This window comes from Shimia aestuarii, from assembly GCF_900114635.1.
GTDB lineage: Bacteria > Pseudomonadota > Alphaproteobacteria > Rhodobacterales > Rhodobacteraceae > Shimia > Shimia aestuarii.
Genome location: NZ_FOTQ01000017.1, coordinates 1 through 22,198, shown reverse-complemented (window position 1 = coordinate 22,198; position 22,198 = coordinate 1). Strand labels below are relative to the sequence as shown.

The window sequence follows — 22,198 nt, the reverse complement described above, 5'->3', positions numbered from 1 at the left end:
TGCTCTGACACCCGAAAATTCAGCCATTTCTGATTAGAGTTTTCCGCTACGATTTCCTGGCTGGGAGAAGGAGCGGATTCGATGAAAGCATCGAGATTCACGGACGCGCAGAAAGCGTTCATCATCAAGCAAGGCGAGGACGGCAAGACGGTCGCCGAGATTTGTCGGGAAGCTGGCATTAGCCAAGCGACCTATTTCAACTGGAAGAAAAAGTATGCCGGACTGCTGCCATCGGAAATGCGTCGGCTGCGTGATTTGGAAGATGAGAACAACCGGTTGAAGAAGATCGTTGCGGATCTGACCCTGGACCGTGAGATGTTGCAGGACGTCATCAAGCGAAAGCTCTGAGGCCGGATCGCAAGCGCGAGATCATCGACGGCGTCCGGGAAGACTGGTCGGTCTCAATCCGACGGGCCTGTGGGGCTCTTCGGTTTGATCGTTCCACCTATCAGTACAAATCCCGGCGCACCGATCCGGCCGCCCTGAGAAAGCGGATCAAGGCGGTTTGTGAGACCCGTGTGCGTTACGGCTATCGCCGGGTGCACTATGTCCTGCGGCGTGAGGGCTGGGAGGTGAATGTGAAGAAGGTTTATCGAATTTACAGGGAAATGGGGCTTCAGTTGCGAAATAAGACGCCAAAGCGCCGGGTGAAAGCCAAGCTTCGCGAAGACCGTAGCGACGCGATCAGACCGAACGATGTCTGGGCGATGGACTTCGTGCATGACCAGCTCGCCACGGGCCGCAAGCTGCGGGTGCTGACTGTGGTCGATACTTTCTCGCGGTTCGCCCCTGTCATTGATCCGAGGTTCAGTTATCGAGGCGAAGACGTGGTGGCCACGCTTGACCGGGTGTGCAGCCGGATTGGCTATCCGAAAACAATAAGAGTCGACAATGGCAGCGAGTTCATCTCGCGGGACATGGATTTGTGGGCCTATCAGCGCGGCGTAATCCTCGACTTCTCCCGCCCCGGAAAACCGACCGACAACGCCTTCATCGAAGCGTTTAACTCCAAGTTCCGGGCCGAGTGCCTGAACGCCCACTGGTTCCTGTCGCTGTCCGACGCTTGCGAAAAGATGGAGGAATGGCGTAGATACTACAACGAAGAGAGACCGCACAGCGCCATTGGGAACATCCCACCGGCAATGCTGGCAAACTCACATGGCGATACCAGCCCGCCATGCTGAGAAACGGCGGAAAACTCTATGCCAAGGTGGCGGAAGGTTGGGTATCAGAGCACAGACCCGCAGACTCTCGTTATGAATGAGGGAGCCTCGGGGGGCAGGTCAATTGGTGAAACGGCTGTGACCACGAAGATGACCCGCCAGCGTGTCAGATCAGCGTGTGGGGCCCGTTTGGAGGCTGACGTTCCCTTCGGTCATTGGCGCTCCCAGACATTCATTGCCGGATTGTGCGTCGATGAATTGACCGCGCCCTGTAACCCGGTGACGCGGTCATCGCCGACAACCTATCATCGCACAAATCCACCCGCTCTCAGGATTGCCTGAAGGCGCAGTGCAACTGGATGCTCTTCCTGCCGCCCTACAGTCCCGATTTGAACCCCATTGAGATGGCATACTCCAAACTCAAGGCCCGGACATTCGACGCCCTGTTCCAATCCGTTGCCCAAACCTGCGACCTGTTCTCTCCGGAACAGTGCCGAAACTTCTTCAGGACTGCCGGATATGTTGCAGATTAAATGGACGTCGCTCTAGCTGCAAATCACCACGATAATGGTGGCGCCTCGGCCGATGGCCGTATTTCAGTTTCTCAAAACCCTACCCTATTCTCAGAAGATAAAATCGTCTGCCGAGTAGGCTTGACCAACGCCAACGTCACCGAAGGCGACGCCCTCCAACAGGATTGAGTTCGTTCCAACAACAATTTGAGCAAACCCTCCATTGTTGAAGAGATGGTTCGCGATCAGGTCGTTGAAATCAGTGATACCCGACACTGCAGAGATATTGATATCCTCTGCATTGTTGGCACTGAAACCTTCAATCACGTCATTGCCGAAGCCGTTGGCAAAGATGAACAGGTCACTGCCACCACCGCCATTCAATGTGTCGTCTCCGGTGCCGCCAATGAAAGTGTCACTGCCGAAATTCCCGACCAGACTGTCATTACCGGCCCCACCCAGAAGGATATCGTTGCCGCCGCCGCCATCCAGCGTATCGCTGTCATTGCCACCGGTCAGCCGGTCATTACCTGCTCCACCATCCAGTGTGTCGTTGCCAGCTCCACCATTGAGGGTATCGTTACCGGCTTGTCCCCACAAAGCGTTGCCGCCGTCACCGCCGGTCAAGAGGTCTGCACCGGATCCACCGGCCGCATTTTCAAAACCATTGAGCGTATCTCCAGCTGCATGGCCACCAGATGCGGTGTTGGCGCCAATGTTGATGGTGACGCCAACTGTATCCGACGCGTAGCTGACCGTATCATTGCCACCGGCACCGTTCAGGATGTCACCGGCACCACCGCCTTCCAGAAGGTCATTTCCCGTACCGCCCAGCAGGGTATCGCTGCCGAAGCTGCCAAGTAGGGTGTCGTTGCCGACGTCACCAAGCAGCAGATCGTTGCCGCCGCCGCCGTCGAGACGGTCGTCATCAGCGTTGCCGTTCAGCGTATCGGCGCCGGCACCTCCGAGAAGCGTGTCGTTACCTTCCGATCCGAACAACTTGTCATCTTGGTTCTCCCCCTTGAGCAAATCGGCGCCAAGCCGCCCGATCAACGTGTCGTTGCCAATGCCGCCGTTCAGAGTGTCTGCGCCCGCGCTGGCGTCGAGACGGTCATCGCCCGCCTCGCCCTTCAACAGGTCATCGCCATTGCCTCCGATCACCGTGTCGTTGCCGCTATTACCGTTCAGAGTGTCCGCACCGTTACCACCGACCAGCGAGTCGTCGTCCTCAGCCCCGAACAAGGCATCGTTCCCATCCAGCCCGATCAACGTGTCGTTGCCAAGCCGCCCGATCAACGTGTCGTTGCCAATGCCGCCGTTCAGAGTGTCCGCGCCCGCGCTGGCATCTAGGCGGTCGTCGCCGGCACCACCAAACAACGCGTCATTGCCGAAGCCGCCGATGAGGGTATCATTGCCATCGCCACCTTTGATCGTGTCGTCCCCGGCGGCGCCATTGAGATTGTTTGCAGCCGTGCTGCCGGTGATGATGTCATTGTTTGCCGTGCCGATCACGTTCTCGACCCCAAGCACCGAGGTCGTGCCTGCACCTCCGCCCACGGTCATTGTCCCCGCACCAAGGTTGGCGGTCAGGAAGTTAAACGTGTAGCCGCTGAAATCGATCGTATCGGTGCCGGTGCCACCATTCACGTTGTCGATGAAATCACCGCCGGTGAACAGGAACAGGTCATTGCCCGACCCACCGTTCAGAGAGTCCTCGAAGACGCCGCCGTTCAGCGTGTCATTGCCATCTCCGCCCAGAAGGGTGTCGACGCCGCCGCCACCAAGAAGGCTGTCATTGCCGGCCCCGCCGTCGAGCAGGTTGGCACTGCCGCTGCCGGTGATCGTGTCATTAACCTGAGTACCGGTGAAATTCTCAATCGAGATCAGGTCACGCGTGCCGCCAAGGCCGGTCCAGCTACCGGTCTGCAGGTTGGCATTGACCGCGTTGGAGGTCTCGGCAGAGATATCCACGCCGTCGATGCCGGTGCCACCGTTGATATTGTCGATGAACTGGCCATTCCCGTTGATGAAGGTGTCATTGCCCGCGTCGCCATTCAGCTGCTGGGTACCAAAATCGCCCGAGATGACATCATTGCCATCATGACCGTTGATCGTCGATGTAAAGCCCGCCTGGATCGTGTCATTGCCCTGCGTGCCGGTGAAGTCCTCAATCGAGATCAGGTCACGCGTGCCGCCAAGGCCGATCCAGCTACCGGTCTGCAGGTTGGCATTGACCGCGTTGGAGGTCTCGGCAGAGATATCCACGCCGTCGATGCCGGTGCCACCGTTGATATTGTCGATGAACTGGCCATTCCCGTTGATGAAGGTGTCATTGCCCGCGTCGCCATTCAGCTGCTGGGTACCAAAATCGCCCGAGATGACATCATTGCCATCATGACCGTTGATCGTCGATGTAAAGCCCGCCTGGATCGTGTCATTGCCCTGCGTGCCGGTGAAGACCTCAATCGAGATCAGGTCACGCGTGCCGCCAAGGCCGGTCCAGCTACCGGTTTTCAGATTGGCATTGACCGCATTGGTGTCCTCGCCAGAGGCATCCACGCTGTCGATGCCCGCGCCGCCGATGATGCTGTCGATGAATTCACCATCGCCATGGACGAAAAGGTCGTTGCCTGCACCCCCAACAAGACTGTCGGTCGCAAAACCACCAAGCAGGGTATCGTTGCCATCGCCGCCAAGCAGAGTGTCGGAGCCAATGCCACCGGAGAGGCTGTCATTGCCGCCAAGACCGCTCAGCACGTTATTGCTACTGTTCCCGATCAGCGTGTCATTGCCATTGCTCGAAGTCACATTCTCGATGCTGGCCAGCGTGCTCGTGGTATCACCACCACCGTTGAACGCCCCCGTGGCAAGGTTGATGTTATAGGCACCCGTCGTTGTGAAATTGATCAGGAAGGTATCGATTCCGGCACCACCGATATTGGTGTCGCCGCCGGTCCAGCCAGTGTTGATCAGGATAAGGTCGTCGCCATCGCCACCATCGATGCTGTCCAAGCCGGACCCGCCCTCCAGCGTGTCATTGCCCGCGCCACCTAGCAGCGTGTCGTTGCCGCTGTTGCCATCGATCGAGTCATTGTCGTCATGGCCATTGATCACTTCGGCCGCCGATGCGCCTTGGATATTGTCGCGCTGGATGGTCCCGGTGAAATTGGTGATCCCGCCACCCAGCGTGACATTGATCTGGTCGAGCGTGTCATCCCAATTCTGGAAGGTCCAGCCACTCCAGTTGACCGTGGAGAAAAGCGAGCCGGTCGCGAAGAAGTTCAGGATGTCGATATTGCCGCCGCTGCTGTCGATCAGCAGGTTGGCCGGAACCTCAACGGTGTTGTCGAATTCCTGAATGGTGAAGTTTGCAGTTTTGGTACCTCCGACATCCGCATTGAACTCGATCTCCTCGATCGAAGTCAGCTGCAGGCCGGATCCGTTGAAATCGAATGTTCCCAATCCACTCAGGAGGATCTTGTCTGTGCCGGTGCTCCCGTTGATCGTTTCATTCTGGTGACTGCCCGCGAAGTACTCGAAGACGTCGTTGCCAGCACCGCCGAGAAGTGAATCGTTGCCAAGACCGCCAGTCAGCGTGTCATTGCCAATCCCACCGAGCAGCGTGTCGTTGCCGGCATTGCCAAGCAGAACGTTATTCGCCGCGTTGCCGGTAATGCTGTCAGCGCCAGAGCCACCGGTGGCGTTCTCGATCAGCGAACGCGCATCGCCGTTGAACTGCAACGCGTTGAAGATGTTGCCGCGCGACATGTTGCCCCCGCCCAGATTGGCCAGCTGTGTCGAGCTGAACACCGAGTGACCGCCCGGGGTGAGGTCAATGACGAGGTTGGTGGAATAGGAGCTGAGATCGTAGGTGTCGATGCCACCGCCATCCCAGATCGTGGCGAAGATGCGGTTGCCGCCCGCGTCGATTGCCACGCCGCCATTTACCAGCGTGTCACCCGAGGTCGGGTTCCACTTGTAGACGGTATTGCCGCTGTTCGTGGAGAAATCCGCGCCGTACATGTATTGCAGCGCGGCAATATCGGCCATCATGAAGGTCTGGGCATAGCCCCAGGTTTCATTGGTATAACCGGTCGTTGGTCCCCCCACATAGGCACGGTAGGTCATGATGGAATATTCCATCGAGTCGAACGCCGCCGGCAAAGCCACGCCCAGTTGGTACGTGGAGTGGCCGTGGCTGAGACCCAGCGCGTGGCCGATCTCGTGGATCACCGTGTGCCAATGATAGTTGCCCGCGGTGGGTGTGGTGCCCGAGCCACCGAACCAGACATCGCCGTTATCGTCGACCTGACTGGTAATGTCGTTGCTGGGGAAGTCAGCCACCCGTGCCGTGCTGACCAGTCCCGAAGAGGTGTTGGCCAGACGGATTTCGTCGGTGTCCGCCGTGCTGTCATAGAAGACACCCAGATTGGTGAACCCTTCAACCGAGAAACCTCCGGCATTGGCATTGTAGACCGTGTTCAGCGCAAAATGCGCGGCGGTCTGCTGCTGTGCCGTCAGGACCGACATGTTGGTCACGAAAGCCGAGTTGGTCGTGTAGCTGTAAGGCGTGCCATTTGTCGGGAAGGAGTAGTCGATGGTCGAGCTTGCCCACCGTGTATTTGTCAGGACGCCATCAATGAAGGCATCGCCCGATGCGACGACCGCTGCGGTCGAATTACCCGTACCGCTTTCCACTTCGGATAGCGGGGCACCATAAGTTCCGCTTGAGGCCGACCCAATACCACAGCACGCGCATCCACACATGGCCGCGACTTCTTCAAAGTCATGCGGCGGCGGCGGCCCCTGAAAGATCGAATGATCAAATGGCCGCGCGGCAAACAGGTCGCGCTGGTCTCCGAAATCATTCCATGCCGACAGCCCGGCGACCTCCGGGGTGAAGGTGCCGAGACCCTCAATTCCCAGCTGCGATGCGCCAGCTTCCCGCGAATAGAGTTCGAACGCGTCGTTGCTGCCGTCGTCGTCAAAGCCGGAGAACTCCATGCCGAGGTAAGTCGTGTCATTCTCCAGCGACTTCAAAGCCTCTGTCTCAGCCCACGATGGCTCAAGACCGGCCAGATCGATATTGCTGCCACCACCCTCGTCTTCAGGGGTCGCGGGAGACGCAGCGGAGGCGCCTTCGTCCAGAAAGTCCAGTTCCAGTTTGTCCAAGGCACTCATAAGAATTCTCCCGCACTATAATCAGCTTGTATTCAGTTCTGGCTTTGACACTTGCCGGGGACGGCATTGTCCTCCTTGAAACAAGTCTCCAAGTATTGACGAGCTTCCGCGTTCAGCGGATGCTCGGGGTGTCTCGCGATAAAAAGTTCCAACGCGGATCTGGTGTGGCGCCGGAGCGCCGCATCGTATTCTTCGCGAATGGCAATGTTGCCATCCTTGGCGGGGGCCGCCGAGGTCATTGTAAGTGACATGACTGCAGTGTCGGAGCTATCCACGGAAACACCCGCATACGCATGACGCGGTGCCGAGGCTGCTCCTGCAAGCAGGCCAACAACAACGAGAAAATTCCAGACGCAATGGACAGCCAAACCAAGCAGCTCCCCCCAAATACCTATCAAAAACGCAAGTCGAGTTTTTGAAGCTCGAACACTTGCAGAAACAACAAACGGCTGCCGCAACAGGGCGGCGCACAAAATAGTTACAAATACATTAACCGCGACGGGGCGGTTCTTTCAACTCTTCATTTCCCCGAACGCACGGGCTGACAGCGCCTCGGGCCCTGCTCCACGGCTCTGAACCTCGTGGAGGCGACCAGGAGAGATGCCTGAAACGGGGCACCTGCTTGCCTCCGTGAAGTGGTCCCGGTGATCCTCCCCCACTGAATTGGTCCGTCCGTATAGTTAGGAAACGGAGGACCACTTCAGATTTCATCTTCTAAAAGCCAGAAGTAATCTTTACTAAGACAACAAAGAGAGCCTTCGGGCTCTCCCTAGGTATAGAGTGCCGTGCATTGGATTGATGTACGCATTGTACGCATGTGAGTAGCGTAATGTTCATGATGGAATGATGTTTGCCGTACCCGCTAACTTCGATGAAATCTGCGAGCGTTGGCAGCTGCAAAAAAGAGAAACATGAAATTGAAAAGAAAACTGTTTTTGCACATCGGTTGTCATCGTACTGCAACCACATCTATTCAAAGCTTCCTGAGGGAAAATCATGGTCTGCTGATAAAGCTTGGTATTTTGGTTCCCTTCGCGCGTGGTCGGCACCTGGACTGGATCAATAAGATCTTTAATGGAACTTTGGATGTCGACGACTTCTGCGGCGACCTTACGAAACGGGCGAACAACAAGCCCAACACTATTCGGGCGATTGTGCTGAGCGACGAGGACATCAGCATGCGGCGCGACCTTGAGGTTCTAGCTCGCTTGCAGAAACATTTTGATGTCGAGGTGATCTATTCTCTGAGACGGCAGGACCTTTGGCTTGAAAGCTGGTACTTTCAGAATATTAAATTTCAATGGATGCCCAAATACGCGCATGCTTCGTTTAATGACTTCATTCGAATGCGTGAAGATTTCCACTGGGTTCACTATGATCAATATCTCCAAATGGTCGAAAGCCATTTTGGTATTGAGGCCATCAAGTTGTCGGTCTTTGAGAAATCTCAAATGCCCGGTGGCCCGATCACAGCGTTCGCCAAGATGATTGGCATAAACGATATATCGGCCTTTCCCCACCTTCCGTATGTGAACGCGTCCTTCTCAGCGCCGGTGGCCGAGATCGTTCGCCATCTCCCGTTGGATCAACTCCCGCCCCAAAAACGTCAGAAGGTCATCGCAAAGTTGTTTGCTATAGACATGGCAATGCGTGGAGATATTAAAACCAGTGAGTGGCTTCTGCCTTTTGATGAGCGCCAAGAGATATTAAGTCATTATACCGAAGGGAATACTAATGTTGCGCTGAAATATTTTGGACGCGAAATCCTGTTCAATGACCCTTTGCCGGATCCAAATACCGCATTGGGATCACTTGAACTCCCCAAGGAGAGTTCAAAAATTCTTGAAGATTTTGTAGCCCCGCTCATCTTGCAGTTTGCCGAAGACCTATAGCAACGGTATTTCTGAGGCCTCGAGAAAGGAGCAGCGCTCAAAAGTTCACGATGGCGGGCTGGTGACGCCATGGAAAGAAACATTGAGGCGGGCGCAATATTTCATGGCGGAGATACTCCACGCGACGTCGCCCAACATTTACGTGGTCTTATCGATCTGCAAATCCTCACCAGACTCGATGATTGAGGATTCCCAAATCCTCCGCTCATTCTTCAGCGCTTCGGCCTTGATACGATGATAGGTGTGCCAGCGCATCCATTTCGGCTTTGGCGGAAACGGAACCACGATGCCACCTTGCGACTGCCCTAGCCTCTGACGCAGCTTGATCGCTGCGAGAAGACGTCGATCCTTTGGTGTTCGCAACTCGGTTTCATAGCGCCCGCGCGCGCACAGGCGACAACGGAGCAAGGGCATTACGTAAAGAATAGCGCAACAGCGTGCGCAACCAGGGCAGAGAAACCAGTAACGGAACCCGCCAAAGGGGCGTGCTTGCGTCCTTGTGACTTGCAACTCCGTCGAGATCGTTTCGAAGAGCATTTTTGCCAGCGCTCCGTGTTTCCGAATGTCGATCTTGTGTGTTCGCTCACAAATCATTGGGCAAACCTCGGCATTTTGCCAGGGCGAGTTCCGTGATTGCGCGGGCGACGGGCGGCCAGCGCGCGAGATCTTCAAATGCGCGGTCGATGTCATAAACACCCGTTTTGATGCGATAGAACCCGCACCAGGCATCCGCGAACTCCTCCACGTTGCTCACGGATTTGATGTCAAAACCTACATGGTCAAAGTAAGACAACAAGGCTTCAACAGGATGATCTTCGAAGTCCTCGATGATGGCCAACAACATACCGCGTTGCTCCTCGACACTAAGCAGCACTTCGTCTTTGAGTTCAGATGGGCTTTTCGGCTTGGGCGTATTGCTTTTCATTTTGCTGCTCCTTGATTGCTTTTCTTGGCTTCGGTTTGGACGCGAGCCACGAGCCACCCATCAGCCCAATCCGTCCCTGTTTCTTTGGGAAGTTCGATGTGTACTGCGAGACCCAACTCATACATTCGCATGCGCAGCGTCTCTGCTGCCTTCTGCCCGGTTCCCGAGAGGTCGTTGTCGGCATAGATAATGATCTCCTTTGCCTCGGAAGGCGGTTCCCATGTGCTGAGACGGTTTGCCGTCAGGGCAGCCCAGACGGGCACTCCGAAGAGTTCCGAAGCGGCAAGCGCGGTCTCGATACCTTCGGCAATTCCCAGCACCGGTCCGGGATCGCACAAACGCACCGCCGATCCTGCTGGCACTGAACCAGGCATCAGCTTGCGCGGGTATGCAACCGGTGCTTTCGCACCATTGAACAGATACGTGCGGTGCAATGTTACCGGTTTGCCGAGCTTGTCACGCACCATGGCGATCATCGCCGGAAAGAACTGTTTTTGACCTCGTGCGTCTTTGCCGAACCAGCAGCGCGGACACGTCCTCAGATCCGCAGAGACATGCTGCAGAACCAATCCACGCGCCTTGAGATAGACCTCGGTAGCATCACCCGCCCTGACACGGTGGCTTTGTTGCCAAAGCTGGTTACGGAGGTCTTTGTTGCTGGCACCTGCCTTTGCGGTACGACGAGGCTCGACCCGCGCCTCTCCCAACACTTCGCGAACGGCTTTCGCCGCTTCGGCAAAGGTCCATCCCCGAAACTGCTTCAACAGATCAAAGCCGTCACCAGCACCACATTGATTACAGAAATACGTCCCACGACCCTCCTTGTTGTCATAGCGGTAGCGATCTTTACCGCCGCAGATCGGACATGGGCCGTGCTGGTTCTTGAGGTATTGCTCCTGCAAACCAAGGGCAGAATGAACGCTCGGCCATTTTCCCTTGGCCAATTCACGAATCTCCTGGGTCATCGGCCAGCCTTTTCTCTTTTCTTGGCGTTGCGAATGTCGCGGGATTTCACGTAGCGCTTGACTTCTTCTGAGGGTTCACAGGCAGCCCAGGAAAAGTTTTCCGGCCAATGGTTGAACTTGTCGCGGAATACATGCTTCACCCATCCCGGGTCGTAGTTACGCTGTTCTTGAACGGAGATCAGGCCGGAGAGAAAGCTCTGCTTTTCCTCTCGTTTTGCGCCCACGTTTTCGACCACAGAGCGAATTGGCTGCGCGATTTCGACGAGTTCACCCTCCTCGGGTTTGATCTTGTTTTGGCGACGGGAAACAAAGCCGCAGCCAGGACATTTCGAGGCACGGGACGGTTTCAGGAACTTGCACGCAGGACACATCTTGGGAAGATCTTCCTTGCGCGCCCGCTTTGCCGTCTTGGCTTTTGAGGACAGAAGCTCTGCATGGCCAATATCTCTCACGAAACCCAGTCGCGCCGTCGTGTCGGAATGATCCAGGATAAGGCAGTCCTGTTTTCCATCGGCGGCACGCAAACCGCGCCCGACCATTTGGACGTAAAGCATTTCGCTCTTGGTGGGGCGCGCCAAAATGATGCAACGGACGTCCCAATCGACGCCCGTCGTCAGGCAACCGACGTTGCATACGACCTTGAGTTCACCCCGCTCGAACTTCTCCCGTACCCGCTGGCGTGCATCCGGCGGCGTGTTGGCATCCACATAGCCGCAAGCGATACCCTCGCTGGTAAATTGCCGCTGAAGTTCCTGCGCATGCGCGCGATTGACCGCAAAACAGACGGTCGGACGATATTCCGCATTCGACAACCAGGTGTGGACGATATCAGCGACGAGGCGCGGAGCACTCATCACTTGTCCCAACACCCCCGTCTCGTAATCCCCGGAAACAGTTTTGACTCCAGAAAGATCAGGTTCAGCTTCCGCAAACACGCGGAACTTCGTCAAAACCCCCTCTTTAACCAACTCGGCCAAATCCGAGCCAATGACGAGATCGTCCCACTCCTCCGCCATCCCCTTGCGCCATGGCGTGGCGGAGAGACCGACAAAGACAAGGTCTGGACGCACCTTCATCCAGTGATCAATAGCCGAAGACCGTTTGTGCGCCTCGTCCACGATCACCAGATCGACATCCGGAAAGCCTCTCCGCGCCAGGGTATCGACGGAGGCGATCTGAACCGGAGCTTCGGGATCGGTGCGGGAATGATCGCTCTGAATCACGCCCAGATCGCCGATACCAAAGCTTTCAAATGCTTCGATCGTTTGCTGCAGGAGAGACAGATAGGGCACCGTGAACACCACTCGGCGGCCCTTTTTGAGAGCGCCCTTGATGATTTGCGCGGCGACAAATGTCTTGCCACCCCCGGTCGGCAGCTGCAGCACAGGGCGCTTGTGACCTTTTTCGAGAGAAGCCTTCAACAACTCCAAGGCGCGTTGCTGATGAGGACGCGGGGTAAACGTTGCCAGAGGGGCGGAAAACAGATCGAACATCAGTTTTTCCACCCGGTGGGCATGTGCATGCGCAAAAGCTGCAGCGCTTTTTCTTGTTCTTGATCCAGCTGAGGAGTCTCTTCCTTATGGCTAGGAGTCTCGGTTCCCTTCAGGTTATCTTTAGGTTTGTGGTCAGATACCGACCCACCTTCGGTCGAATTCGCACCCACCTCGGTCGAGATAAGACCTACCCCTTGAGGGGCTTTCGACATCCGCTCTTTTAGCAATGGTTTTGCGCCGATATGCAGGTGATACTGGTTGCTGGTGTAATTGCGGCTGGACTTGAGCTTGCGGCGCTCAACCGTGAGCAGGCCTAGCATGGCGAGCTTCTTCAGGGCGGATTTCACGGCCGTGCGCTTCAATCCTGTATCTGCACAGATTTTCTTGATAGAGGGATCACAGCGACCGGTCGTATCGTTCAGGCGATCGGCAAGTGCCAACAAGACCGCCTTGGGGCCACTCTTGAGATCAAGGCCGCGTGCCCACTTGCTTGCGACAATGCTCATTTCGAACGCCCCCGCGCGACGTGGACAACATCACCCCCATTGCCTACCAGGTTGGCGATCAACCATTTGTCGAGATCGGACTTCCGGTAAATGATGGTACCGCCAAGCTTGGCAAAGCGAGGACCGTCCTCCACATTCGCAGCCATACGCAGCTTGGCCAGCTTCGACTTCGACAGCCCCAAATACAGGGCTGCCTTCTCGGGGCGCATGTGGTCAGGGAAGGTTTTATGACTGTTCTGATCAATCGCTTCGCGTGCATTCAGAACAGGTTTCTTGCTCTCAAATTCCATTTGGAACACCTCTTTTTCGATAGGTGTTTCAAAATCTCATTTGGTTCGCATTAACTCACTGGGAGGATTTCAGAGAACCGCCAAGTAGAAGATGTGGCGAGCATTCGTACAATTCTTCTAGCGCTTTTGGAAAGGGCTTACCTGCAAGTGGTTTCCCGTCTAAATCGGGAAAATAGCCGTCTAAGAGCACTCTCAAAACCTGACGTTTAGATGAGTTGTTGGCTTGGTCCACTTCCGCCCTTACTGCACGCCTAGTTTTGTAGAACCAGTCAGTTACAGTTGCTATCGGATACTCTTCGGAATCGGGATACTTGTACTCGCAGTACATGAAGATGGCCTCCTCCTGAGAAACACCCCATAAGTTGTGGATAGTGGAGATCAATCTTACTGCATGCTCTCTTTCGATAATGTCCTGGCGCTCAACGGGCGGTCCTGGCCGAAACAGTTTTTGGCCCCGGATTAAAGCGGCCAGTTCACCACCTATTAGTGGCCCCCAAAATCCACCATCCTCAACAAGTTGCGCATAACCCTCTTTTCCTGTTGTCGGCAAACTATCTAATGCGTATTTGTCCAAATTGTTCAGCTCAAATATTTTTTCCGCCCATTCCAAAAAACTTTGATTTCTTTTGTATCGCCAATTTTCGCCAAGCAGGTCAAAGAGTTCCCCTCTAACTTCTTCTAGGTGAGCACCTAGTTTTTCTAAGGCTGCAAGATGGCGGTCCAAGCGTTCCGAATCTATTCCCCGTCGAGTTGCTTCATCTTCGTTTAGCTCCGCGTCTTTTTTGCTACTTTCAATATGCCTTTCAACATCCTCAACAAGAGCGTCAAAAACAGCCAACCATGGCAATCTCACTTCTCGATTCCTCCAATTCTTTTTGATAGTTCCTGACAAACCACATCCATTGATGGCCTAAGTGCATTGAGGGACGGTTTTGTGTAGCGTTGGCCGGTGATTGACAGTGGCGTGTGGTTGAGCAATCGCCCGACGATCTCTTCGAGCACACCGGCCTCCATTGCAACAGTGGCAAATGTCCGACGATGGGCATGGGGCGACCATGGAAGTTTTTCAGGAGATTGAACATGCCCTGACGGCGCCTTTGGTGATGGAAACACCCATTGCCGGCTCAAACCACGGACTGGGGCGAGGATTTCGTGATGAACCTGCAGAATCGGAAGGTCAAAACTGCGTCCGTTTTTCGTCATCGGTAGATGGATGTGGTCTTCGTGGACGTTCTGCCATTCCAAGGTAAGGGCTTCAGTCTTGCGCAACCCGGTAAAAAGTATCAACTCATAGAACGCTGCGTGGATTGGATTGTAAACGCCATCAATCATCTCCCGCCATTCCCTCAGATCTTCGATGATTGTCCCTTTAGGCCTCTCGTCGTACCACTCGATCGCCATGGTTGGACTTTCAGGCAGATCATGCACACGCCGAGCGTGGTTCCACACCGTCCGAAAGTACTTGAGTGTGTGATTGGCGGCCGAAGGCGTCGTCGCCAAGCATCGATGCCTGTCCGCCGCCATGGATTTGGAAATTTCGTCTAACGGCAACTTCAGCCAATCTTTCAGATGCAACTCAAATTGTTGACGCAAGCTGAGTTTGTGCTCTTCCGAACGCAGCTTCGGGCGAGCCAGGTATGCCTCCATCGCCGCCTCCAGTGTTGGCGCACCAATCTGAATTTTCTTTCCAGCTCCCCTACCCCACTCCAGGGCAAATCCAAGAGCGGTCTGCCGAGCCGCCTGAGCCGAGATGACGGGATAGCGCCCTATCAAAACCCGCTTGGTTTGACCTCCAACGTCCTTCTGAAAGTACCAGGTCTTCGAACGCTTGCTCTCCATCAGGCTTTTATGCCATTAGTTCCTGATGCAATTCGATTGCCTGTTCCAAGTCCTCAAAATACGTCAGTTGTCCATTTTCCAGTACCAAACCGGCATCACAGAACTGGCGCACTTGGCTCATTTCATGGCTGACAAGGATCGCATCACTCGTCTTCATCCGCTCCCGAAACACCGCCCGACTCTTGCGTTTGAAGCGTGCATCCCCAACGGCCGTTACTTCATCCACCAGATAGGTGTCAAAGTGGATGCCCATGGATGCCCCAAATGTAAGTCGAGCACGCATGCCGGACGAATAACTATGCACCGGCTCGTGGAAATGTCGCCCTATCTCGGCAAAGTCTTCGACAAACTCCAGCAAGCCATCCGTATCCACCCCATAAATACGCGCAATGAAACGTATGTTCTGTGCACCGGTCAGTTCCCTGTGAAACGACCCGCCAAATCCCACCGGCCATGAAATCGTCCCATCGCTGACGATACGTCCACTATCAGGATCAAGTGTGCCGGCAATCATTTGCAACAGAGTGGATTTTCCTGCTCCATTGCGCCCAAGCAGAGCAAGGCTTTTTCCTTTTGGCAACTCCAGCGTCAGGTCATCAATGACAAGCTTGCGTTCCCCATGCATCCGGAAACTTTTTGTCAGATGCTCAAAGCGGATCATCGCACACCCTCCATCGTGCTAGCGACGATCCCGTAGGCTGTAGTAGACTAGGGCCATGATAGACCACCCCATCAGCAAAAACAGCACCACAAGACCAAGTATGATTTCCCGCTTGGGATACTCCGCGCTCTCAGCAATGGTCGGCCGGATATAGGTGGCAAGGTATCGGCTCTGGCGCGATGCGTTGTCACGCGCGATATCAAACGCAGCAAGAGCAGCCCTATAAGTTTCCTCGGCAAATTCGCGATCAACCGTTAGCCCTTCGAACTCGGCCAGAAGTGTTGGGTAGTCGGCTTCGCCACCCACCACTTTGGCCACAGCAAAACTCTCTCGCTCATCCTCAATCCGCGCCCGGATCACTTCGATGCGGCGCAATTCCTGAACGATACGGGGATCCCCGGGACTAGAGGATTCACGCAAAATATCATAATCAATCAGAGTCTGGGCCAACTGTTGCTGGAGTGTATTCAGTACTCCCATACGCCCTTGAATATCAGCCACGGGATCAACGATTCGGGTCCGCACGCGAAATTCAGTCAACTCCTCGCGTGCGCTTTTCAACCGTTCAATGGCATCCGCAAGATCAGCCTGAGCATATCCCATCATGTCCGCGCGTGCCGCTGCGTTTAGCTCATTCACACGGATTTGGCTTTCCCGCACGATCTCTTGTCCGATCCGCTGCGCCATCTCCGGAGAAAACGCCCGCACCTGCAGATTAATCAACCCCGTTGATTGGTCATAGGACACCAGAACAATACGTGACCAGTACCACACGAGGTCTTCTATGCTGGCATCAGGCCAGAGTGCAAAGACGGGATCAGCATCCCAATACGCTGAAAACGTCCCCCTGAGATCCAGAGTCACATCTATCTTTTCAACGATCTCCTGACTTTGGATAAACTCGTAGAGAACATCCGCGTCACCAGATGAACCCACCCCTGCGAACTGCGCAAGCCCTCCCATGAGGTCGGTGGCTGAACCAGCCTCCTCCTTGCGCACCGTGAAACCGGCAGCCGACGCATATTGATCTACACTGACGAAATACAAGTACCACCCAGCCACCAGAACAGGCATCAGAACAATGGTGACAAAACTGGCAATCAACCCCCAGTGCCGCCGTTTCATCTGCGCTGGAGGCGCCTTGGGACGTATCTCGACCACCTTCACCGGGGGGGCCTTGGGAGGTGGGGACGGGCGTTGCCCCGGGGGGGATGGCTGTCTCTTGGGCTGGTGGGGCGCCGGATTACCTGCAGCCTGATTGCCGTGCGGTGGCGTCCCTCCCCCTGGTTTTTTACCGGGTGGCGGCTTCGCGCCCCCCTGAGCGCCGGCGGGCTTTTGACCAGCCTGTTGCTGCGGACCCGGCTTTTTATCCGACCCGCCCTGCTTTATCATGGCCTTCTTATCGGTCTCCACAGGCTTTGCCATATCTCGACCCACCCTCATATTTTTATTGTCGTTCAAATAGATGCCCTCAAAAACCAATTTGAACTTATTCACAACTTTCTACATAGTCACAGTGAAAAACACCAGCTTGACGGAGCTTGGCCCTGTCCGCATCAGATATCACTCCACCGCTACGTCCTCCAGCGAAGAAACGCCTGTCTTCCGGCCGGTCGATCATCGCCCTTATCCTGCGTGAAATGTCGACCCGGTACGGGAGAACGCCCGGAGGGTATATTTGGGCAGTTCTTGAACCGCTGGGCGCCATCATGATCCTTTCGATTGGCTTCTCGCTATTGCTGCGCTCGCCATCTCTGGGAAATTCCTTCCTGCTTTTTTATGCATCCGGATATTTGGTACTGTCACTCTATCAGAATGTCTCGGTGTTGGTTGCCCGGGCGTTAGCATTTTCCAAGCCTCTGCTTATCTATCCCAGTGTATCGTGGCTGGACGCCATTCTTGCACGCTTCTTTCTGAACACGCTGACCAATGCATTGGTTGCCTACCTTCTGCTCACCCTGATCATCATGTTAATCGAAACCCGCATCATCTTTGATGCGGGTCCAATGGTTGTCGCCATGGGGCTAACGGCCTTTATAGGGTTGGCGATTGGGACATTAAACTGCGCGCTCTTCGGCCTTTTCCCAGCATGGGAAGCCGTCTGGAGCATTGCCACACGCCCCCTGTTCCTTGCCTCAGGCATTTTCTACACCTACGAAGACCTGCCAACTCTCGCGCAGGATATTCTGTGGTGGAATCCACTGCTACACCTCACGGGGTTAATACGAACTGGCCTGTACACCAACTATCGCCCCGATTACCTGAATCTGACATACGTACTGTCGATCGCAGTTGTTGTACTGTGCCTTGGGCTGCTTTTGCTGAGGCGGCACCATAAGACCATTCTGAACAACTAACAGCTGTCACTTCTTGCCAAGAGATAGCGCAAGCACATTTTCGTGGCTCAGGCTTGTCCGTCGGAGAAGACCATCTCGGATCGCCCGCAACATCAGCCCGAGAAAAACCCCGCGCTCGCCGGCATGGTGGCGGGTCTTGAGCAGCCATTTCGGCAGGATCAGCAGCAAGACCGGCCAGAACCACAGCCCCGCCGCCCGACGATAGACAAACATCAGGTTACGATGGTGGTAATAGGTTTTCCACAACGGGCGAAACCGCCGCTCATCAACCGATATGGTCGAAAAATCATGTTCAAAACGCACCGTCGGACAAAAGGCAATCCGCCCCCCTACGGCGCGCAGACCCAAGGTGTAAAGCACGTCATCCCCGTAGATGAAGAGGTGCCCATCGGGATAGCCCGCCTTTTCGATCGCCGCGCGTGACAGGAACAGCCCAACAAAAGAGGCCCCGTCCACGGCCCGAAACCGGTCACTGTCATAATCGGCCTGCACCACGTGAAAGGCATCGCGCGCACTGCCCAGAAGCCCGAAACTCAGCGTGCCCAGAACGGTTTTCCAGAACACCCAGGGATGCCAGAACGGATTACGCGAGGGCCGGTTGATGTCGCAGACCTCTCCAGTCGGGAAATAGACGGCGGCGGCGATCGCATCCCAGCCGGTCAGATCCAGCGCATGAAACTGGGCCAGCGCACCCGGTTCTGGGCGCCCGTCATCATCCATCACCACAACCCAGTCCGGATCGAGCCGTTGATGCACCATGCGCAGCCCATGTTCGAACCCCCCGGCCCCGCCGAGGTTCCGGGGAAGCCGTTCGATATGCAAGCGGGGATCGTCCAGCGTGGCCAACCAATCGGCCGTGCCGTCGGTCGAGGCATTGTCCACCACCACCAGTGCAGAAAGATGCTCAGGCAGGTTTGTTAACAGGCGCGTGACTGTGATCCTGAGCTTTTCAAGCCGATTGAAGGTCACCACCACGGCTGCCAGCCGCCCTGCCCCTGCCTTGTCCTGCACGTGATGCCTCTTGTCTAGTTCTTCGGGCAGTCACCACAATTCCCGGCATCTGTCAAACCACCTGATCAAGACAGGCCGTAAGTGACAAGCGCGATCCAGATTGCTAAGTCATTGGACAGGCAAAACAGGGGCAAGACGGATGCAGATTGAAACCACACCGCTGACAGGTGTGCTGATCCTCACCCCGGCGCGGTTCGGGGATGCGCGCGGCTTCTTTTCGGAAAGCTGGAACCGAGCGCGTATGGCCGAAGCCGGGATCGAAATCGATTTCGTACAGGACAACCATTCAATCTCGACAGAGAAAGGTACCGTGCGGGGGTTGCATTTCCAGACCTCGCCCCATGCGCAGGCCAAGCTGGTGCGCTGCGGGCGAGGCGCGCTTTTTGACGTGGCGGTGGACATCCGGGCCGGGTCGCCCACCTATGGGCAGTGGTTCGGCATCGAACTCAGCGCGGAAAACGGGCGGCAATTGCTGGTGCCCGTGGGCTTTGCCCATGGGTTTGTCACACTGACCGAGAATACCGAGATCATCTACAAATGCTCGGACTATTATGCGCCGGATTGTGATCGAGCGATTGCCCATGACGACCCGGATATCGGCATCAACTGGGGTGTTTCGCGCGCGAAACGTATCCTGAGCGAGAAGGATGCCGCCGCACCGACACTGGCCGAGCTGAGTACGCCGTTCACGAGGGAAGAGCAGCCATGAAGCTCCTTGTAACCGGCGGGGCAGGGTTCATTGGATCGGCGGTGGTGCGGCTGGCTGTGGCACGGGGATACGCGGTTGTGAATCTCGATGCGCTGACTTATGCCGCCTGCCTTGAGAATGTTGCCAGCGTGGCGGATCACCCGGACTATGCCTTTGAACATGTCGATATTCGCGATGGCACCGCGTTAGACACTGTTTTCGCCCAACATCGACCGGATTCGGTGATGCACCTGGCCGCCGAAAGCCATGTGGATCGCTCGATCGACGGGCCCGGCGCCTTTATCGAGACCAATGTGACCGGCACCTATACGCTGTTGCAGGCCGCCCGGAAATATTGGGAAGAACGGGGCAGACCGGAGGGGTTTCGGTTCCATCATATCTCGACGGACGAGGTTTATGGCTCGCTCGGCGATACGGGGCTGTTCACCGAAGAGACAGCTTACGCGCCCAACTCCCCCTATTCCGCCTCGAAAGCGGCCTCGGACCACCTGGTGCGGGCCTGGGGCGAGACCTATGGGCTGCCTGTGGTGCTGACCAATTGCTCGAACAATTACGGGCCCTATCACTTTCCCGAAAAGCTGATCCCGGTGTTGATCCTGAACGCCTTGGCCGGAAAGGATATTCCGGTTTACGGGGCCGGGAAAAACGTGCGCGACTGGCTCTATGTCGAAGATCACGCGGATGCGCTTTTGACGGTGCTGGAAAAGGGCAAACTCGGGCGCAGTTACAATATCGGGGGCGAAAACGAGGCCCGCAATATCGACCTCGTGGAGATGATCTGTGCCATTCTCGACCGGGTGCGCCCCGCAAACAGACCCTATGCCAGCCTGATCACCTTTGTTGAGGACCGCCCCGGCCATGATCTGCGCTATGCGATCGACCCGAGCCGGATCCGGCAGGAGCTGGGCTGGCGGCCGTCGGTGACGCTGGAACAGGGGCTGGAAAAGACCGTGCGCTGGTATCTGGAGAACGAGGCCTGGTGGCGTGCGCTGCAGGACCGTGATGGGGTGGGTAAACGATTGGGAACCACACCGAACGGGGGCTGAGGCCGTTCCCGTGCCGAATCATGGGGTAACGCCTGTTTTCAAGGGGTTTGGGCCATCGGTACTGCGTCGCTATCACGTCGGTATGGACGGGCGGAAATCCGCAAACCCGCCCCAGTTAACGGAGTGGGCGCAAGGGTTTGGCAAGATCTCGGGGCACGGCCTGACCCTGACCGCCGCACAAGGCCGGACGGTCAGGGACATGGGCATTTGTGGAGTCGCTTACGGCTGGGGGCGAAATAGAACGTTTGGCTCGGACCACCCCGTCCGTAGGGGATCGGCTACCGACCACCGGCCCCAGAATCCATCGTCCCGATGGAACAAAGGCTAATCATGCACTAACATTCAAACTGGACCACTCAGGTGGGGCTGATCACCCCTACTGGCAAAGGGGCAGTTGAACTTCCCCACATGAAATAGAACCCAAGCCCGGTTAGAACCAGAACTACAACAAAAATAAATATGGAGTCTTTGAACGTGGCGCTCATGCCAACAGCCCCCATTTCGCCGACCCACCATTATCATATGCAACAGGCTATATGCTCTGATACCCGACCTTCCGCCACCTTGGCATAGAGTTTTCCGCCGTTTCTCAGCATGGCGGGCTGGTATCCCCATGTGAGTTTGCCAGCATTGCCGGTGGGATGTTCCCAATGGCGCTGTGCGGTCTCTCTTCGTTGTAGTATCTACGCCATTCCTCCCTTGAACGCAAAACGCCCAGGGAGGCATACTGGCACGGTCGAGATCAGAAATTGGCAGCATGAAAGTCAACCCGGATACACCTTAGAAACGCTGCCAAGCTGTCCGAAAAACTGGGACCACTTCACTTCGCCTCGATAACTGAACCTCGGATCAATGACAGGGGCGAACCGCGAGAAAGTATCGACCACAGTCAGCACCCGCAGCTTGCGGCCCGTGGCGAGCTGGTCATGCACGAAGTCCATCGCCCAGACATCGTTCGGTCTGATCGCGTCGCTACGGTCTTCGCGAAGCTTGGCTTTCACCCGGCGCTTTGGCGTCTTATTTCGCAACTGAAGCCCCATTTCCCTGTAAATTCGATAAACCTTCTTCACATTCACCTCCCAGCCCTCACGCCGCAGGACATAGTGCACCCGGCGATAGCCGTAACGCACACGGGTCTCACAAACCGCCTTGATCCGCTTTCTCAGGGCGGCCGGATCGGTGCGCCGGGATTTGTACTGATAGGTGGAACGATCAAACCGAAGAGCCCCACAGGCCCGTCGGATTGAGACCGACCAGTCTTCCCGGACGCCGTCGATGATCTCGCGCTTGCGATCCGGCCTCAGAGCTTTCGCTTGATGACGTCCTGCAACATCTCACGGTCCAGGGTCAGATCCGCAACGATCTTCTTCAACCGGTTGTTCTCATCTTCCAAATCACGCAGCCGACGCATTTCCGATGGCAGCAGTCCGGCATACTTTTTCTTCCAGTTGAAATAGGTCGCTTGGCTAATGCCAGCTTCCCGACAAATCTCGGCGACCGTCTTGCCGTCCTCGCCTTGCTTGATGATGAACGCTTTCTGCGCGTCCGTGAATCTCGATGCTTTCATCGAATCCGCTCCTTCTCCCAGCCAGGAAATCGTAGCGGAAAACTCTAATCAGAAATGGCTGAATTTTCGGGTGTCAGAGCA

At 55.9% G+C, this 22,198-nt stretch carries 17 protein-coding genes and 3 pseudogenes; 6 read left to right on the top strand and 14 right to left on the bottom strand.

The annotated features are described in order from the left end of the window. Positions 1 to 81: 81 nt before the first annotated feature. Positions 82 to 1,184, top strand: a protein-coding gene (locus tag BMZ35_RS20005; protein ID WP_093097060.1) for an IS3 family transposase whose coding sequence is annotated in 2 segments (ribosomal slippage) — positions 82 to 343 and positions 343 to 1,184 — 1,104 coding nt in all. Because the reading frame shifts where the segments join, the coding sequence is not laid out codon by codon here. Positions 1,185 to 1,286: 102 nt separating this feature from the next. After that, a pseudogene (locus BMZ35_RS20000) lies at positions 1,287 to 1,696 on the top strand (transposase); the annotation flags it as partial. A 90-nt stretch (positions 1,697 to 1,786) separates the two neighbouring features. On the opposite strand, the gene BMZ35_RS21255 reads toward BMZ35_RS20000, so the two are convergent. Both BMZ35_RS21255 and BMZ35_RS21010 read right to left on the bottom strand, forming a co-directional pair. Beyond that, positions 1,787 to 6,856 carry a beta strand repeat-containing protein gene (locus tag BMZ35_RS21255; protein WP_093097057.1) on the bottom strand — a complete coding sequence of 1,690 codons (5,070 nt, stop codon included), beginning with the start codon at positions 6,854 to 6,856 and terminating at the stop codon, positions 1,787 to 1,789. A gap of 32 nt (positions 6,857 to 6,888) precedes the next feature. Further along, positions 6,889 to 7,314 carry a hypothetical protein gene (locus tag BMZ35_RS21010; protein WP_165610145.1) on the bottom strand — a complete coding sequence of 142 codons (426 nt, stop codon included), beginning with the start codon at positions 7,312 to 7,314 and terminating at the stop codon, positions 6,889 to 6,891. Between the two features lie 453 nt (positions 7,315 to 7,767). Here BMZ35_RS21010 and BMZ35_RS19985 point away from each other — a divergent pair, with 453 nt between their 5' ends. Then, positions 7,768 to 8,748, top strand: coding sequence for a hypothetical protein (locus BMZ35_RS19985; protein WP_093097052.1), 981 nt, complete (start codon positions 7,768 to 7,770; stop codon positions 8,746 to 8,748). A 138-nt stretch (positions 8,749 to 8,886) separates the two neighbouring features. On the opposite strand, the gene BMZ35_RS20805 is transcribed toward BMZ35_RS19985, so the two are convergent. The 10 genes and pseudogenes from BMZ35_RS20805 to BMZ35_RS19935 all read right to left on the bottom strand — a co-directional run bounded on the left by BMZ35_RS20805 (position 8,887) and on the right by BMZ35_RS19935 (position 16,924). After that, positions 8,887 to 9,162 carry a hypothetical protein gene (locus BMZ35_RS20805; protein ID WP_165610144.1) on the bottom strand — a complete coding sequence of 92 codons (276 nt, stop codon included), beginning with the start codon at positions 9,160 to 9,162 and terminating at the stop codon, positions 8,887 to 8,889. Between the two features lie 169 nt (positions 9,163 to 9,331). Beyond that, complete coding sequence (locus tag BMZ35_RS19975) at positions 9,332 to 9,673, bottom strand: hypothetical protein (RefSeq protein ID WP_093097047.1); 342 nt, start codon at positions 9,671 to 9,673, stop codon at positions 9,332 to 9,334. Further along, positions 9,670 to 10,638, bottom strand: a complete 969-nt coding sequence (locus BMZ35_RS19970) for a DUF7146 domain-containing protein (protein WP_093097045.1) — start codon at positions 10,636 to 10,638, stop codon at positions 9,670 to 9,672. The genes BMZ35_RS19975 and BMZ35_RS19970 overlap by 4 nt, the downstream gene beginning before the upstream one ends. Further along, positions 10,635 to 12,131 (bottom strand): DEAD/DEAH box helicase, encoded by a 1,497-nt coding sequence (locus BMZ35_RS19965; protein WP_093097042.1) that lies wholly within the window; start codon positions 12,129 to 12,131, stop codon positions 10,635 to 10,637. Before BMZ35_RS19965 ends, BMZ35_RS19970 begins: the two co-directional genes overlap by 4 nt. Next, positions 12,131 to 12,637: a helix-turn-helix domain-containing protein gene (locus tag BMZ35_RS19960; RefSeq protein ID WP_093097039.1), complete on the bottom strand. Its 507-nt coding sequence runs from the start codon at positions 12,635 to 12,637 to the stop codon at positions 12,131 to 12,133. Before BMZ35_RS19960 ends, BMZ35_RS19965 begins: the two co-directional genes overlap by 1 nt. Next, positions 12,634 to 12,927: a helix-turn-helix domain-containing protein gene (locus BMZ35_RS19955; protein ID WP_093097037.1), complete on the bottom strand. Its 294-nt coding sequence runs from the start codon at positions 12,925 to 12,927 to the stop codon at positions 12,634 to 12,636. Before BMZ35_RS19955 ends, BMZ35_RS19960 begins: the two co-directional genes overlap by 4 nt. A 55-nt stretch (positions 12,928 to 12,982) precedes the next feature. After that, positions 12,983 to 13,765: a hypothetical protein gene (locus BMZ35_RS19950; protein WP_131814411.1), complete on the bottom strand. Its 783-nt coding sequence runs from the start codon at positions 13,763 to 13,765 to the stop codon at positions 12,983 to 12,985. A gap of 11 nt (positions 13,766 to 13,776) precedes the next feature. Next, positions 13,777 to 14,769, bottom strand: a pseudogene (locus BMZ35_RS19945) (tyrosine-type recombinase/integrase); the annotation flags it as partial. Between the two features lie 4 nt (positions 14,770 to 14,773). Further along, complete coding sequence (locus BMZ35_RS19940) at positions 14,774 to 15,427, bottom strand: ABC transporter ATP-binding protein (protein WP_093097029.1); 654 nt, start codon at positions 15,425 to 15,427, stop codon at positions 14,774 to 14,776. A gap of 18 nt (positions 15,428 to 15,445) precedes the next feature. Further along, complete coding sequence (locus BMZ35_RS19935; RefSeq protein ID WP_242654878.1) at positions 15,446 to 16,924, bottom strand: KpsE/RkpR family capsule polysaccharide export protein; 1,479 nt, start codon at positions 16,922 to 16,924, stop codon at positions 15,446 to 15,448. 44 nt (positions 16,925 to 16,968) lie between these two features. On the opposite strand from BMZ35_RS19935, the gene BMZ35_RS19930 reads away from it, so the two are divergent. Then, complete coding sequence (locus BMZ35_RS19930; protein WP_242654877.1) at positions 16,969 to 17,784, top strand: ABC transporter permease; 816 nt, start codon at positions 16,969 to 16,971, stop codon at positions 17,782 to 17,784. 6 nt (positions 17,785 to 17,790) lie between these two features. On the opposite strand, the gene BMZ35_RS19925 is transcribed toward BMZ35_RS19930, so the two are convergent. After that, entirely contained in the window at positions 17,791 to 18,795 is a 1,005-nt protein-coding gene (locus BMZ35_RS19925) for a glycosyltransferase (protein ID WP_242654876.1), read from the bottom strand. Between the two features lie 139 nt (positions 18,796 to 18,934). Between BMZ35_RS19925 and rfbC the strand changes: the two genes are divergently transcribed. Beyond that, complete coding sequence (rfbC, locus tag BMZ35_RS19920; protein WP_093097024.1) at positions 18,935 to 19,504, top strand: dTDP-4-dehydrorhamnose 3,5-epimerase; 570 nt, start codon at positions 18,935 to 18,937, stop codon at positions 19,502 to 19,504. Beyond that, a complete protein-coding gene (gene rfbB, locus BMZ35_RS19915) occupies positions 19,501 to 20,550 on the top strand; it encodes a dTDP-glucose 4,6-dehydratase (RefSeq protein ID WP_093097022.1) in 1,050 nt (349 codons plus the stop codon). Before rfbC ends, rfbB begins: the two co-directional genes overlap by 4 nt. Positions 20,551 to 21,139: 589 nt before the next feature. On the opposite strand, the pseudogene BMZ35_RS19905 reads toward rfbB, so the two are convergent. Further along, positions 21,140 to 22,117, bottom strand: a pseudogene (locus tag BMZ35_RS19905) (IS3 family transposase). Positions 22,118 to 22,198 lie beyond the last annotated feature (81 nt).

Excerpts from the sequence above, each read along its gene's own strand:
- BMZ35_RS21255 (WP_093097057.1), bottom strand. The coding sequence starts at position 6,856 with ATGAGTGCCTTGGACAAACTGGAACTGGACTTTCTGGACGAAGGCGCC.
- BMZ35_RS19985 (WP_093097052.1), top strand. The coding sequence starts at position 7,768 with ATGAAATTGAAAAGAAAACTGTTTTTGCACATCGGTTGTCATCGTACT.
- BMZ35_RS20805 (WP_165610144.1), bottom strand. The coding sequence starts at position 9,162 with ATGCCCTTGCTCCGTTGTCGCCTGTGCGCGCGCGGGCGCTATGAAACC.
- BMZ35_RS19975 (WP_093097047.1), bottom strand. The coding sequence starts at position 9,673 with ATGAAAAGCAATACGCCCAAGCCGAAAAGCCCATCTGAACTCAAAGAC.
- BMZ35_RS19970 (WP_093097045.1), bottom strand. The coding sequence starts at position 10,638 with ATGACCCAGGAGATTCGTGAATTGGCCAAGGGAAAATGGCCGAGCGTT.
- BMZ35_RS19965 (WP_093097042.1), bottom strand. The coding sequence starts at position 12,131 with ATGTTCGATCTGTTTTCCGCCCCTCTGGCAACGTTTACCCCGCGTCCT.
- BMZ35_RS19960 (WP_093097039.1), bottom strand. The coding sequence starts at position 12,637 with ATGAGCATTGTCGCAAGCAAGTGGGCACGCGGCCTTGATCTCAAGAGT.
- BMZ35_RS19955 (WP_093097037.1), bottom strand. The coding sequence starts at position 12,927 with ATGGAATTTGAGAGCAAGAAACCTGTTCTGAATGCACGCGAAGCGATT.
- BMZ35_RS19940 (WP_093097029.1), bottom strand. The coding sequence starts at position 15,427 with ATGATCCGCTTTGAGCATCTGACAAAAAGTTTCCGGATGCATGGGGAA.
- rfbC (WP_093097024.1), top strand. The coding sequence starts at position 18,935 with ATGCAGATTGAAACCACACCGCTGACAGGTGTGCTGATCCTCACCCCG.
- rfbB (WP_093097022.1), top strand. The coding sequence starts at position 19,501 with ATGAAGCTCCTTGTAACCGGCGGGGCAGGGTTCATTGGATCGGCGGTG.